This is a genomic window from Mesorhizobium sp. CAU 1732 (assembly GCF_039888675.1).
GTDB lineage: Bacteria > Pseudomonadota > Alphaproteobacteria > Rhizobiales > Rhizobiaceae > Aerobium.
The window spans coordinates 274,528-288,841 of sequence record NZ_JBDQQR010000004.1; the positions used below are offsets into that span (position 1 = coordinate 274,528).

The 14,314-nt window shown below is 65.7% G+C and carries 13 protein-coding genes; 8 read left to right on the plus strand and 5 right to left on the minus strand.

Annotated elements, in window-relative coordinates; all coding sequences use genetic code 11:
* Positions 1-10: 10 nt before the first annotated feature.
* The 3 genes from AAFN55_RS25115 to AAFN55_RS25125 are packed head-to-tail and all read right to left on the minus strand — an operon-like array spanning position 11 to position 2,282.
* Positions 11-1,021, minus strand: coding sequence for a DUF6352 family protein (locus AAFN55_RS25115; protein ID WP_347801733.1), 1,011 nt, complete (start codon positions 1,019-1,021; stop codon positions 11-13).
* Positions 1,018-1,560, minus strand: a complete 543-nt coding sequence (locus tag AAFN55_RS25120; RefSeq protein WP_347801734.1) for a DUF6505 family protein — start codon at positions 1,558-1,560, stop codon at positions 1,018-1,020. Before AAFN55_RS25120 ends, AAFN55_RS25115 begins: the two co-directional genes overlap by 4 nt.
* A complete protein-coding gene (locus AAFN55_RS25125) occupies positions 1,551-2,282 on the minus strand; it encodes a biotin/lipoate--protein ligase family protein (protein WP_347801735.1) in 732 nt (243 codons plus the stop codon). Before AAFN55_RS25125 ends, AAFN55_RS25120 begins: the two co-directional genes overlap by 10 nt.
* 104 nt (positions 2,283-2,386) lie before the next feature.
* Here AAFN55_RS25125 and AAFN55_RS25130 point away from each other — a divergent pair, with 104 nt between their 5' ends.
* Positions 2,387-4,432 carry a 4Fe-4S binding protein gene (locus AAFN55_RS25130; RefSeq protein WP_347801736.1) on the plus strand — a complete coding sequence of 682 codons (2,046 nt, stop codon included), beginning with the start codon at positions 2,387-2,389 and terminating at the stop codon, positions 4,430-4,432.
* Here the strand turns inward: AAFN55_RS25130 and AAFN55_RS25135 are convergent.
* Entirely contained in the window at positions 4,429-5,709 is a 1,281-nt protein-coding gene (locus tag AAFN55_RS25135) for a c-type cytochrome (RefSeq protein ID WP_347801737.1), read from the minus strand. The two genes, AAFN55_RS25130 and AAFN55_RS25135, sit on opposite strands and share 4 nt — an antisense overlap.
* Before the next feature lie 70 nt (positions 5,710-5,779).
* Here AAFN55_RS25135 and AAFN55_RS25140 point away from each other — a divergent pair, with 70 nt between their 5' ends.
* On the plus strand, positions 5,780-5,986 hold the full coding sequence (locus tag AAFN55_RS25140) for a DUF6494 family protein (protein WP_347801738.1): 207 nt from the start codon (positions 5,780-5,782) through the stop codon (positions 5,984-5,986).
* A 69-nt stretch (positions 5,987-6,055) separates the two neighbouring features.
* Here AAFN55_RS25140 and AAFN55_RS25145 read toward each other — a convergent pair whose 3' ends face one another.
* Entirely contained in the window at positions 6,056-6,931 is an 876-nt protein-coding gene (locus AAFN55_RS25145) for a helix-turn-helix transcriptional regulator (protein ID WP_347801739.1), read from the minus strand.
* Positions 6,932-7,025: 94 nt separating this feature from the next.
* On the opposite strand from AAFN55_RS25145, the gene AAFN55_RS25150 reads away from it, so the two are divergent.
* The 6 genes from AAFN55_RS25150 (at position 7,026) to AAFN55_RS25175 (ending at position 14,313) form a co-directional block, all read left to right on the plus strand.
* Positions 7,026-7,718, plus strand: coding sequence for an ABC transporter permease (locus AAFN55_RS25150; RefSeq protein WP_347801740.1), 693 nt, complete (start codon positions 7,026-7,028; stop codon positions 7,716-7,718).
* Positions 7,719-7,720: 2 nt separating this feature from the next.
* A complete protein-coding gene (locus AAFN55_RS25155) occupies positions 7,721-8,443 on the plus strand; it encodes an ATP-binding cassette domain-containing protein (protein WP_347801741.1) in 723 nt (240 codons plus the stop codon).
* Between the two features lie 19 nt (positions 8,444-8,462).
* Entirely contained in the window at positions 8,463-9,296 is an 834-nt protein-coding gene (locus AAFN55_RS25160; RefSeq protein WP_347801742.1) for an extracellular solute-binding protein, read from the plus strand.
* Between the two features lie 41 nt (positions 9,297-9,337).
* Complete coding sequence (locus AAFN55_RS25165; RefSeq protein ID WP_347801743.1) at positions 9,338-10,474, plus strand: molybdopterin-binding protein; 1,137 nt, start codon at positions 9,338-9,340, stop codon at positions 10,472-10,474.
* 9 nt (positions 10,475-10,483) lie between these two features.
* Positions 10,484-12,448 carry a molybdopterin biosynthesis protein gene (locus AAFN55_RS25170; protein ID WP_347801744.1) on the plus strand — a complete coding sequence of 655 codons (1,965 nt, stop codon included), beginning with the start codon at positions 10,484-10,486 and terminating at the stop codon, positions 12,446-12,448.
* 191 nt (positions 12,449-12,639) lie between these two features.
* Positions 12,640-14,313, plus strand: coding sequence for an NAD(P)H-dependent oxidoreductase subunit E (locus AAFN55_RS25175; protein WP_347801745.1), 1,674 nt, complete (start codon positions 12,640-12,642; stop codon positions 14,311-14,313).
* The last annotated feature ends 1 nt before the right edge of the window (position 14,314 follow it).

Here is a 14,314-nt window from a genome sequence, read left to right on the forward strand (position 1 = left end):
TCCTTCAGTCTCACTGATCTGCCGCACGGAGCGGCAGGCTGGCGATAAGGTTCTGCGGTTTCATGCGCACCATCCGGTCGGGGGTCATCGCCAGGATCAGCCATACCGGCCGACCGCCGATCTCCGCCCTGGCTTCGCGCGGGTCAGAGAAAGAAAGCCGGAACAACGCAAGAATGCGCTCTGCGTCCTCAGGGTCAAGCTCCTCTTGTGTCCACAGGGTGTTGCCGATGCGCGTGGCCTCGGCGTCGAGCCCGATAAACCATGCCCAGTCGTCGTCCTCGACACGCTCGACCGGGTCGATCTTCACCTCGATGAAAAGCAGATGGCGTATCCAGTCCTGCATCGCGGCGGCAAGGCCGCGCCGTGACGCGCTGTCGGCATGCCCGAGGCCGAGCACCATGTCGAAGGCGTCGCTTCTGTCGAAGTAGCTTGCGGCATTCTCGTCGTCGAGGATTTCCAGCTCGGTGACGGCCGGCCCGCCCAGCATGCTCAGCAGCGGAGAGGTATGGCGGTTCTGCTCGTGGACTTCGATGGTCTCGGCGTCGGCAAGCAGCAGGGTGCCTTCGTGAAACGTCACCCGCTGCGGCCTGTAGAACAGCTCGGCCGCGCGCAGCGTGGCGGCATCGGCCCCGCCGTCGAGCGCATTGCGAAGCACCAGTTGCGCAAGCTGGTTCATGAAGAGCGGCGGCGTGTCGGCTGCCGAACCGCGCGCCAACTCCAGATAGGCTGCCTCGAGCGACGGGGCGGCCAGCAGGCGGTCGCGAAACGCTGTCATGAAGGTCCAGTTTTCCCGCGCATCGGGGTCCTGCATCGCGGCGATCTCATGCGCGGCGATCGGACGGCGCGGATCGTGCATCAGAAGCTGGTGATGCAGCATCACTTCCGCCTCGCACGCGTCTTCGGGCGGCAGAAGTTCGGGCCGGGCGAAATAGGCCTTGAGGAACGCGTCAGTCACGGTCAGCCGGCCTGCCGCGTCCCTGTCCAGCAGATGATGTCCGGAAGAAAGCCAGAAATCCTTCAATCGTTTCGCCCCGCCAATGTCCTTATGTCAACTTCTTCCATCACGTCGTCTTCCTCCTCGACCTCGATCATGCGGAAGGCTTGTGCGGGATCAAGCCGGGCGATCTTGCGATGCAGCGTGCGGAACGTCTCCCGGACGCCTGCCGCCTCGCCGTTGCGGTGGAGGGCGAGCAGCGTGTTCGGCGGATGATCGCACAGCGATTCTGCAAAGGCGATCTCCTCCTCGGCAGCCGGACGCGCCGCGTCCATCCCCGGAGCTCCGCAGTGCGCGACGAGTTGCCTCGCCAGGCTTTCGACGGCATCCGCGCGTTCCTTCGCGGTTGCTTCCGCCACGAGGACGAGGGTGGACCAGCCAAAGCTTTCGATGCCGAGGAAGCCGGCGCGAAAGGCCTGTCGTTCCTTGCCCGCCAGCGCATCGACATCGGCGCCGAAGAACAGGAAGGTGCCGGTAACGGCCCATTCGCCGGGTTCCGCCGCACGCGAATAGACGAAGGTATCGGAGGGATCGAGACGAATCGTCCGCGGTAATTTTAAAGCCATGGCGCCCCTGTCGAGGGATCGAGCCAGGTCGGCGAGGCAAGAACCCCCCCAAGACGGCGTCGGTTGGGCTCTCCATCAAGAAGAAGGTCGCCACTGTCGTCGATCCGGGCGTCCCGCTCGCCGCGCGGCAGACGGTTCAGCCATTGTCCGGCAAGGCCCGCAAAGCCGTCTTCGTTCCATTCATGGAATGCGGCCATCAGGTGACGGGAGAAGCTGGTGATGATCTCCCCCGCATCGGCGGTTTCAAAGCCGAGTTCGTCGAGCGCACCCGTCGTCGGCCGCAGACCCGGTCCCGGGCCATCGACCACCGACGTGCGGATCATGGCGGAGAAGACCAGCCATGCCGGCGTCTCGTCGTCGCACGTTCCTTCCGGCCAGCCGAGCCGCCCGCCGCCCACAAGAACCCCGTCGACGCGAATCGCGTCCGGCCAGTCGAAGGTGACGGGTTGCGACGGCGGCGCATGCGCCGCAAGGGCATCGGCCAGCGCGTTCATGCCGGCATAGAGGGCACGGCGGGCCTGCGCGAAGTCTTCCTCGGGCTCCAGGACGACCGCAAACTCGGCCAGATCATGACGCCGAACCCACACCAGCGTCCCCGCTCCCCGCTCTCCGGCAATGGCGCAGGCATGCGCGAAGGCGTCGCCGGACTCCCGCAGCGTGACGAGGCCGTAAGGCGGAGGCAGATCGAGTTCGTGGTCTAGCACCGGATTGCGCCAGGACATAATGCCGGTCCATTTCTGATGACGGCGTGCATTTTCTCCTTATAATGACTCTAAAGTGATGGCGCTACCGCACTTGCTTGTGTCGCGTCGCGGGAGGTGCTCTCATGAACCCAGACAACCCTCGTACCATCTTCGTCTGCTCTTGCGAAAAGAGCATGCCTGCCTACGGCGACAGCGTTGCCCGGGGCTACAAGCGGGCGCAGGTAAAGTCGGCTGATCAGCTCTGCGGAGCCGAAATCGAGCATGTGCGCAGTGCATTGAGGGCAGGCGGAGCCATCACCATCGCCTGTACGCAGCAAGCGCCGCTGTTCCGCGAAGTCGCGGAGGATGTCGGCTTCGCCGGCGATCTGGCTTTCGCCAATATCCGCGAGACCGCTGGCTGGTCGAGCGAGGCGGCGAATGCCGGGGCGAAGGCTGCGGCCCTCGTGGCGATGGCCGCCGAGCCCGCAACCGCGCCTGAACAGGTCACGCTTACCAGTAATGGCGTGGCGCTCGTCTACGGCCGCGACGAAACGGCCATCGAGGCTGGCCGGCAGCTCGCAAACGATCTCGATGTCACGGTGCTGCTGGCGCGATCCGGCGACGTCGTGCCGAACAGCGTCTGGGATTTCCCGGTCGTGCAGGGCACGATCAGGAACGCGCGCGGCCATCTCGGCGCGTTCGAGGTGACTGTAGACGATTTCGCGTCGCCGTCGCCGTCATCGCGCGAGCGCCTGCGGTTCGGCGTGCCTCGCGACGATGCGCAGTCGACCGCAGACATCATTCTTGATCTATCTGGCGGTATGCCGCTGTTTCCGGCTCACGAATTGCGCGCAGGGTATCTGAAGGCAGATCCGGCCGACAGGGCAGGCGTCGCCGTGGCGATTGCCAAGGCGGCCGGTCTCGTCGGGGAGTTCGACAAGCCCCGCTACATCAATTTCTCTGCCGACCTGTGCGTGCATTCGCGGTCGCGCATCACCGGCTGCACGCGTTGCATCGACCTGTGCCCGACGGGCGCCATTACACCCGCCGGAGACCACGTTCTCATCGACGCCGAGATCTGCGCCGGCTGCGGAAGCTGCGCCGCCGCCTGTCCGACGGGTGCCGCGTCCTATGCCGTCCCGGACGGGGAGGCCCTTCTGCGGCGGCTGCGGACGCTTCTGGTCACCTATCGGGAGGCGGGCGGCCAGAACCCGACCGTGCTGTTCCACAACGCCGACCATGGTGCGCCGCTGATCGACGCTCTCGCGCGCTTCGGCCCCGGCCTGCCTGCCAACGTGCTGCCAGTCGCGGTCAACGAACTGACGCAATTGGGGCTCGAGGCCTGGACCGCGCCTGTCGCCTGGGGCGCGGTGGCGGTCAAGGCGCTGGCTTCCGCACGGCCAAAGCACGACGCCATTGGTCTTGCACGAAACGTCACCATAGCGAATCTCCTGACGGGCGCGCTCGGTTACGGCTCGCAGATCTGCGGGATCATCGAGGCCGATGATCCTGACACACTCTCATCCGTCCTGGTCGCGATGCAGCCGCAAAGCCGGGCTACGAAACCTGCAACGTTCCTGCCTCTCGGCGGCACGCGCAGCCTGCTCAAAAGCGCGGTGGTCGAACTCCATGGCGCCGCGCCGACGCCGGTGGACCGCGTCGCGTTGCCGGAGTCTGCGCCATTCGGTGGGCTCGACGTCGACGTCGAAGCCTGCACGCTATGTCTTGCATGCGTGACGGCGTGTCCGACCGGTGCGCTCTCCGACAGCGAAGAGCGGCCCGCTCTCCATTTCGCCGAGAGCGCATGCGTCCAGTGTGGGCTTTGCGCTGCGACCTGTCCGGAAAATGCAATTACCGTGGCACCGCAGATCGATTTCCTTGCCTGGCAAGCCCCGCGCCGACTCGTCAAGCAGGAAGAGCCGGCGCTCTGCATCAGCTGCAGCAAGCCATTCGGAACGAAGAGCACGATCGATCGCATCGTCGCCAGGCTTGAAGGCAGGCACTGGATGTTTGCCGGCGACAATGCCGCAAGGATCGACGTCGTGCGGATGTGCGATACGTGCCGCATCGAGGCGGTGACCAATGAAGGGTTCGATCCCTATGAAACATCCGGCCGTCCCGCACCGCGAACCACCGAGGACTATATCCGCGCCCGTGACGCCTCGGACACCAAGCCCGGCTCAAACTAATTCTCGCTGGCTTCGGCCTGCAGGAAGCGGATCAGTGCGGCGCGATCTTCGGGATCGCCGATGATCTGTTCGGGCATCTTGGTGCCCGGCGTGTAGGTGGCCGGACCCAGTTCGAACAGCTTCGCTACCGTTTCCGGCGTCCAGACGATGTCCATTTTCCGGAAGGCTTCCGAGTAGCGATAGCCGGGAACCGACGCGATCCTGCGGCCGAAGATTCCGTGCAGCGTCGGGCCGGCGCGATTGACGTTGTCGGGGTCGAGCGTGTGGCATGCGATGCATGCGCGGTAGACCTGGGCATCGGGATTGCCGGCATAATCGCTCATGGGATCAGCCTCGTCTGCGACGGTGCTTCCCAACCGCCTGCCGGTTTCGACGTCCCACTCCCGCACGATGCGGTCAGCGCCCCCGGTCATCAGCGTTCCGCCCCCGGGCCGGAATGCAAGCGACCACACGGGAATGTTCGCCGTATCGAAGGAATGCACGGTCTTCAGGTTTTCGGCGTCGAGCAGCGCGATTCCGCCAGTGACGGCGGCCACCGCGATGTATTTGCCGTCGTCCGTCACCGCCAGCGCGGTCAGCGGGCCGCGAAACACCGCAACCTCGCCACGGATAGCGCCCGTGTGATCAAGCGCGCGCAAGGTCCCGTCGACGCTTCCGGCCAGCAGGCGGTCTCCCGCAAGCGCAGCAAGAACGGTGAGAGGCGTCGGCACGGTGACCCGCACCGGCGCGGTGTCGCCTTCGGACGGCCACAGGATGACGGTGGCGTCATGGCCGGCGCTGGCAAGCGTCCCGCCCGACAGGAAGGCTACCGCATTGACGTTGCCCTGGTGCCCTTCGAGGATATGTGGCGCACCGCCGTCGAGCGGCCAGAGCCGGACGGTGCCGTCCCATGACGCGGAAGCGAGGGATGAACCGTCGGGGGACAGTGCAAGTGACACCACCGGCGCCTTATGTCCTTCCAGGACGGAGACGGGCGTGCTGTTCCCGTCTTCCCAGAGCGCGATGCGGCCATCCGCCCCGGCGCTGGCAAAACGGTTGTCCGGCAGAAGAGCGACGGCATCGACCTGATCGTCGTGGAACAGCAGCACATCGCGCGCCTCGCCTGTTTCGAGCGACCAGATGATGGCCTTGGCATCGAAACTGCCGGTGATCGCCGTCTGACCGTCGGCGGTGATGGCGATCGCGCGCACCGGCCCGCCATGGCCGCGCAGTTCCGCTCCATGCGCGGTTGCACCGAAGAGAAAGAAGGCGGTCGCCACTATGCGTATTGCCAGCATCGTGTCCATTGCACCCTGTGCGGATACATGCTCCGCTGAACATACAACCCACACTGTTCGAGGCAATCCCATGACGCAGAATATGGAAACCGATTCTTTCAACATCTCCATGCGCAAATTTCTCAAGCAGGTCGGCGTGACCTCTCAGCAGGCGATCGAAAAAGCGGTGGAGCAGAATGGGTTGAAAGGGCAGGGACGCCTGGCGGTCAAAGCCGTGATCACGGTGGAGGCCGTCGGCCTGAACCATGTGATCGAAGGCGAGATCGACTTGGGGTGAGGCGCTAGGCTGGCGGTTCTGGAGCATATCTTTGCCCCGAAACCGGTTCCCGCTTTCGGGAGACATGTTTTATTTGAAGAAGCGTATCTGCCCTGCCGGGGCCGTATCGTAGCCGGTAAGTTCGGCCGCGCGGTCGGCGAATACCTGCTGCCTCATCAAGTGCAGCAGCGCCTGGAACGGTGGCAGGAAATACGTCCGCTGCCGCATCAGCAGGTCGAAATTCTCCCAGACGAGCGGCACGAAATCCAGCCCCGCACCGCTTGCGGCGGCACGGGTGGCAATGCCGCAATCGGCCCGGCCGGTGCGAACGGCCGCGGCAAGATCCGGCCCGGTGAGGCATGGCGGCTCCAGCCGGTCGAGATCGCCAGGCGAGAGCCCGGCGATGCCCATGAGCAGGGTAAGCAGCATATCCGCGCCCGCGCCGCGCTGGCGAACCGCTATCTTCGCCCCGGTGGTCCGAACGTCGGCCAGGGTGTTGAGGGATTTCGGGTTGCCAGGCGGCAACAACAGGCCCTGCTCGCGCCGCGCAAACCCGACGAGGACCACGTCGTGGAGTTGGGCCATGTCCGCCACCGCGGCGGCATTCGGATCGGCGTCCGCGCGATGGAAATGGATCGCCGCCGCCGCCGCCTCCCCACGCTGCAGGCGGCCGACGCCGCTTTCGGTGCCCTCGGTCAACGAGGCGAGGCCGGAGCCCGACTGGCGCAGGCTCCATTCGAGAAGATCGTCCTGGCTGCCGCCGACGATCGGCGGCGCCTCCTGCGGCAACATCCCGGCCGGCCGCGCCAGCCCCGACATGACCCAGCGGTCGAGCTCATGGCGCGGAAACAGCCACTTGCCGGTGACCTTGCTGCACGGGATTCGTTCCTCGGCGACGAGCTCGTAAAGTTTGCGCTCCCCGAGGCGGAGATACTCGGCTGCTTCCGATGTCGTTAAAAACTTCATCCTGCACTGTTATGCATATCCTTGCTTGAATTCAACAATTTGACTTTGCCGAAAATCCCGCGCGAACATGACGTCGTGAGCAGGCGAGGGGTCGATGGCGGAAACAGTCAGCGCATGGCATCTCATCGCGTCCGGCGACGCGACGCTGTTCGCCATCGTCCGGCTGTCGCTGGCGGTAAGCCTGCTGGCGGTCACCATCGCGATGATTGTCGGCCTGCCGCTTGGCGCCCTGCTTGCACTCACCCGTTTTCCGGGTCGCTCCGTCATCGTCGTGCTGTTGAACGGCTTCATGGGCCTGCCGCCGGTGGTCGTCGGACTGACCGTCTACCTGCTTTTGTCGCGGTCAGGGCCGCTGGGTGACCTCGGGCTGCTGTTCACGCCCACCGCTATGGTCATCGCCCAGTCGCTCCTGGTGCTGCCCATCATCGCGGCGCTGACACGGCAGACGGTCGAGGATCTGTGGCACGAATACCGTGAGGAGTTGAGTGCGATGGGAGTCGGGCCGGCAGGCCGGATCGCGACGCTTCTGTGGGACAGCCGCTTCAGCCTCATCACCGCCCTGCTGGCCGGTTTCGGCAGGGCCGCCGCGGAGGTGGGCACGGTGATGATTGTCGGCGGCAATATCGACGGCTTCACCCGCACCATGACCACGACCATCGCGCTCGAGACTTCCAAGGGCAATCTGCCGCTGGCGATGGGGCTCGGCCTCGTCCTGATTGTCCTGATCCTGCTGATCAACGCCGCTGCATGGGGCGTGCGGGCATGGTCGGATGAAAAGGGGGCATAGGCATGCGCGCTGCCGCGAGCGATCTTCCCCTTGCCTTCGACGACGTATCGCTGACCGCAGGCGGGACGACCATCCTCGAACGGCTCAACCTGACCATCGGGCCGGGAGCGCCCACGCTCATCCTTGGCCCCAACGGGTCGGGCAAGACCTCGCTGCTGCGGCTCAGCATGGGGCTTGCGAGCCCGTCGGCGGGCGTCGTGACGTGGGGCGGCCGTGCGAATGGCGGACCGGGGCGGCGGGCGATCCTGTTCCAGAAGCCGGTGATGCTGCGCCGTTCGGCCGCCGCGAATGTCGCCTACGGGCTTGCGCAGGCAGGGTGTCCGCGCCGCCTGCGCGCCGCGCGTATCGATGAACTGCTGGAGCGCGTCGGCCTTACGGCCCTTGCCTCACGCCCGGCGCGCCGGCTTTCCGGCGGCGAGCAGCAGCGGCTGGCGCTTGCCCGTGCGCTGGCGCGGCAGCCGGAAGTTCTGCTTCTCGACGAGCCGACGGCAAGCCTCGATCCGGCCGCTACGCGCTTCGTAGAAGAAATCATCCTCGCGGCCGCCCATTCGGGCACGAAGATCATCATGACGACGCACGATCTCGGCCAGGTGCGCAGGCTTGCGAAGGAAGTCGTGTTTCTGGTCCGCGGCCGTCTCATCGAACAGGGCGAGGCGGGCGACTTCCTCGACCGGCCCGCGACCCTACAGGGCGCCGCCTTCGTGCGCGGAGACCTCGTCCTTTGACAATGAAATGGAGAGTGAGATGCTGACTCGTCGTGTGTTTTCCAGCCTCGTAGTGGCTCTCATGCTGGCCGGGGCGTCGCCCGCCCTGGCGCAGGATGAGTCGATCGTCGTGGCGTCGACGACGTCGACGCAGGATTCGGGCCTGTTCGACCACATTCTGCCGCCGTTCAAGGAAACGACCGGCATAGACGTAAAGGTCGTCGCGCAGGGAACCGGGCAGGCGCTCGACACCGCCCGCCGCGGCGACGCCGACGTCGTGTTCGTCCATGCCAAGGCGCAGGAGGAGAAGTTCATCGAAGAGGGCTTCGCGACGGAGCGCTTCGACGTGATGTACAACGACTTCGTACTGATCGGCCCGAAGAGCGATCCTGCCAGGACCGTCGGCACCGACGACATTGCCAACGCCCTGACCGCCATCAAGGACAAGGAAGCGCCCTTCGTCTCGCGCGGCGACAAGTCGGGCACCCATTCCGCCGAACTCAACCTCTGGACGGCGGCCGGCGTCGATATCGAGGCGTCGAAAGGGTCGTGGTACAAGGAGATCGGGCAGGGAATGGGCGCGGCGCTCAATACGGCCTCGGCGATGAATGCCTATGTCCTTTCCGACCGGGCCACCTGGCTGTCGTTCCAGAACCGTGGCGATCTCGACATCGCGGTCCAGGGCGACAAGCGCCTGTTCAACCAGTACGGCGTCATGCTGGTGAACCCGGAAAAGCACCCGAGCGTCAAAGTGGAAGCCGGCCAGACCTTCATCGACTGGCTGCTCTCGCGGGAAGGCCAGAATCTGATCGCCGACTACCAGATCGGCGGGGAGCAGCTGTTCTTCCCCAACGCGAGCGCCGAGCGCTCCTGAGCCGGTTGCAAAGGCGTTCCCGTCTGTCCATCATCAAGGGCATGATGAGAACGCCGCCTTCTTCGGGCACCGGCACCCTGACCACGCTCGAAACCGCGCTTGCCGCGCTGCTCGACGGCGTGTCGCCGGTTGCGCCCTGTTTCGTACCGCTCGAGCAGGCCATGGGCCATATCGCCGCCGCGATGCCGCCTATCGCGCGGGCACTCCCTTCCCGTGATATCGCCGCTCTCGACGGCTGGGCGTGCCGCGCGCTCGAGCTTGTGGGCGCGTCGGCCTATTCGCCGCTGGCGCTGCCGGCCGCCCCCGTCTGGGTGGAAGCAGGCGATGCCATGCCGTCGGGGACGGACTGTCTGCTGCATGCCGACCTCATCGATTGCAGCATGCCGATCGCCATGGCCGTTGGCGAGGCCGTGCCCGGTCAGGGCATGCGCCGCAGAGGCGAGGACATGGCCGAGGGACGCCCGCCGGTCCTCGAAGGAGAGACAATCCGCGCCGCCGATCTGCTGGTCGCGCGTCAGGCGGGATTGCAGCAGCTTGCGGTGCGCGAACCTCGCGTTCGGGTGATCGACATTGAAGCGGCGAACCACGAAACAGTCGCGACACACCTCATCCGTGAAAGCGTGACGGCGTCGAATGCCGCGATCGCTCAAACCGAAACCACGCTTCGTGATGCCGCCTCGATCGCGGCGAGACTTGATGGCGAAGCCTGCGATCTTCTGCTGCTGGTCGGCGGCACCGGTGAGGGCCGTGCCGATGCGACGGCCGAGGCCCTCGCGCGGCGCAACGCGCTGATTGCGCATCGCCTCGCCTTGAAGCCCGGTACCACAACCGCGATCGGCCGGTTCGGCGGCATGCCGGTGATTGCTTTGCCGGGTGCGCCGGAACACGCCTTTGCCGGATTTCTGGCGCTTGTCCGGCCGGTTCTGGATCGCCTGGCGATCCGATCTGAACGGCCGGTAAGCCGCCTGCCGCTTTCGCGGAAAATCTCGTCGACGGTCGGGCTATGCGAGATCGTCCTGCTCGGCAGGGAGCAGGATATGTGGATGCCGCTCGCCACCGGCGATTTTTCATTGGAGGCCATGCGCCTTGCCGACGCATGGCTCGCCGTGCCAGGCGATTGCGAAGGATATGCCGCCGGCGCGCCCGTTTCCGCCTTCACGCTTCGCAGCCCGAACTGAGTCAGCCGCATGACGACCTATCCACACTCGATCCGTCTTGAAACCGAGCAGCAGCAATTCCTGACGATATTGTCGCGCGAGGATGCGCTGGCGCGCTTTCAGGCAGCGCTGTTTCCCCGCTCCGTGCCATCCGAAACACGGGCCCTGGCCGACGCGCTCGGACTGCCGCTTTCCGAAGACATAACGGCCCCGATCGACGTGCCGCCTTTCGACCGTTCCAATGTCGATGGATTCGCGTTGCGGGCGGCCGACCTCATGTCCGCCTCACAGGCGCGTCCCGTTCAACTCACACTCAACCCGGAATCCATCACCTGCGGTACGCTTCCGAGATTTCCCGTGCTGGGCGGGTCCGCAACCCCTATCGCTACCGGCGGACCGCTGCCGCGCGGCGCCGATGCCATCATCATGGTGGAGCATACGCATCCGGTCGAGGCGAATTCCATCGAGGTGAGGCGCGCCGTCTCGCCCGGTCAGTTCGTTTCCAGCGCCGGATCTGATATGGCGCAGGGCGAGGTCCTGCTCCGCGCGGGCACAGTGATCGGTTCGCGCGAGATCGGCATGCTCGCGGCCTGCGGCATCGCGCAGGTAGCGGTGGCCCGCAGGCTGCGCGTTGCCATCCTTTCTACCGGGGACGAGCTCGTCCAGCCGGGAGAGAAGCTGCGCCCGGCCGGCATTTACGACGCCAATGGCCCGATCATCAGCGCGGCAATCGTCGAGAACGGCGGCGAGGCGCATTTCCTCGGCGCGTTTCCGGACGACGAAGCCGGACTCGAGAAAGCGATGCGCGAGGCGCTCGCCGCGCATGACGTGCTGATCCTGTCCGGCGGCACCTCCAAGGGCGCCGGAGATGTCAGTCATCGCATCATCGACCGGCTTGGAAAGCCAGGCATCATCGCCCATGGCGTGGCGCTCAAGCCCGGAAAACCGCTCTGCCTGGCAGTATGCGACGACAAACCGGTCATCATCCTGCCGGGATTTCCGACATCGGCCATGTTCACCTTTCACGACATGGTGGTGCCCGTGCTGCGGCGCATGGCAGGGCTGCCGCCACGCGTCGATGCGCAGGTCAGCGCGCAACTTCCGTTCCGGGTCCCATCCGAGCTCGGGCGCACCGAATTCGTGATGGTCTCGCTGGTGCAGGGGCGCGAGGGGCTCGCGGCCTATGCGACCGGCAAGGGCTCGGGCGCCATCACCTCCTTCACCCAGGCGGACGGCTTCGTCCGCATCGAGGCCCTTTCCGACCACCTGCCGGCAGGAAGCCAGGTGCCGGTGACGCTGTTCACGCCACAGGTCCGCGTGCCCGACCTCGTTATCATCGGCAGCCACTGTACCGGCCTCGATCTCGTCATCGGGGAACTCTCGCGCGAGGCGGTTTCGGTGCGTTCGCTGGCTGTTGGAAGCCTGGGCGGCCTTGCCGCGGCCAAACGTGGCGAGTGCGACCTTGCGCCGATCCATCTGCTCGACCCGTCAACGCAAACCTACAACACGTCCTTTCTTAGCGACGGGCTCGAACTCGTGCCGGGCTGGCGGCGGATGCAGGGCCTCGTATTCCGCCTAGGCGACGCGCGCTTCGAAGGTCGCGGCGCGCAGGAGGCGGTGCAGGCGGCTCTGGCCGATCCCGAGTGCATGATGGTCAACCGCAACCAGGGCGCCGGCACGCGCATCCTGATCGACCAGTTGCTCGGCCTGGCACGCCCCGATGGTTACTGGAACCAGCCGCGATCGCACAATGCCGTCGCTGCCGCTGTCGTCCAGAAACGTGCCGATTGGGGGGTCACGATCGCGCCTGTCGCGCACGCGGCAGGGCTCGGCTTCACACCGCTGACGCAGGAACACTACGATTTCGCGCTTGTCTCGGACCGCAGGGACAAGGCAGCGGTGCAGGCGTTTCTGGCGGCTTTGCAGCGTCCTGGAACCCATGCGGCGCTGGAAAAGGCGGGGTTTACAAGCGCCTCCCGACCGGGCGTCGATTGACGCCGGGATGCCGGCTCAGGCACGAATAGCGATAGTATGACATGGTTGCGTAACGGTCCGCCGCCGCCGCAGGCTGACACGGAATATGCACATAGGTCGCACAAAGACCATATCGTGCCTCATAATCAATAGCCGTGGCCACCCGAGATGTCATTAAGGGAGCTGGACGTTTCGTTGGAGGAGATCAACACATGACAATGCAGGAACGGCGGCGCAAGGATCGCGGGCCAAAGGGCCGGCCGCTGGATGACGTTGCGCTCGGCGAGGTTGTGGCGTTGCTGGGTTCGCGCGGTCGTCGTCGCGACCTGCTGATCGAGTTCCTGCATCTGATCCAGGATCGCTATGGTCATCTATCGGCCCGGCATTTGCGGGCGCTGGCGCACGAGATGAGACTGGCGCAGGCGGAAGTCTACGAAGTCGCTTCCTTCTACGACCATTTCGATGTCGTCAAGGAAGGAGAAACGCCACCCGCACCGCTGACGATCCGGGTTTGCGACTCGGTGAGCTGCATGCTGGCCGGGGCCGAGACGCTGGTCGGCGCGCTGCAGCAAACGGCGGATCCGGCTTCCATCCGCGTCGTGCGCGCGCCTTGCATGGGCCGCTGCGCTGGCGCACCGGCGGCCCGCATCGGCGACCGCGAGGTCGATCACGCGACGGCAGAAAGCCTGCTCCGGATGGCCGCCAATGACGACACCGACGTGGTGACGCCGGCCTACACCACACTCGATACCTACCGTTCCGAAGGCGGCTACCGGCTGCTCGACAAGGTGCGCAAAAGCGAGGTCACGCCCGAAGCCCTGATGGCGACGATGCAGGGCGCTGGCCTGCGCGGGCTTGGCGGGGCCGGGTTCCCGGCCGGCAAGAAGTGGGAATTCGTGCGCTCCTATGCCGGGCCGCGCCTGATGTCGATCAATGGTGACGAGGGCGAGCCCGGCACCTTCAAGGACCGCGTCTATCTGGAACGCGACCCGCATCGCACACTGGAAGGCGCGCTGATCGCCGCCCATGCGGTCGAGGCCGAGCGTATCTATTTCTACATGCGCGACGAATATCCAGCCGTGCTGCACATCCTGCGCACCGAGATCGCAGCCCTTGAGGCGGCGGGCATTGCCGCCCCCGGCTTCATCGAGCTGCGGCGTGGGGCCGGCGCCTATATCTGCGGCGAGGAAAGCGCGATGCTGGAATCGATCGAAGGCAAGCGCGGTCTGCCGCGCCACCGCCCACCCTATATCGCCGAGGTCGGCCTGTTCGGCCGTCCGACCCTCAACCACAATGTCGAGACGCTGTGGTGGATCCGCGACATCGTCGAAAAGGGCGCGCAATGGTTCGCCTCCCTCGGCAAGGAAGGGCATCCGAGCGTCCGCTCGTGGTCGGTCTCGGGGCGGGTGAAAAACCCCGGCGTCAAGCTCGCGCCGGCCGGCGTCACCGTGCGCGAACTCATCGAGGAGCACTGCGGCGGCATGGCCGACGGCCACAGCTTCAAGGCCTATCTGCCGGGCGGCGCTTCGGGCGGCATATTGCCCGCCTCGATGGGCGACATCCCGCTGGATTTCGGCGGGGAACTGGCCAAGCAGGGCGCCTTCGTCGGCTCGCATGCCGTCGTTGTCTTCTCGGATCACGACAGCGCCAAGGCGGCGACACTGAACCTGCTGAAATTCTTCAAGCATGAGAGCTGCGGCCAGTGCACGCCGTGCCGCGAAGGCACCGGCAAGATGGTGGCGCTGCTGGAGACGGACGGCACACTGGACGAGGAGGGGCTGCGTGACCTTGAGATGGTGATGCGCGATTCCTCCATCTGCGGTCTGGGCCAGGCTGCGCCCAATCCGGTCAACCACTTGCTGACGCATTTCCGCGAGGACATCTGAG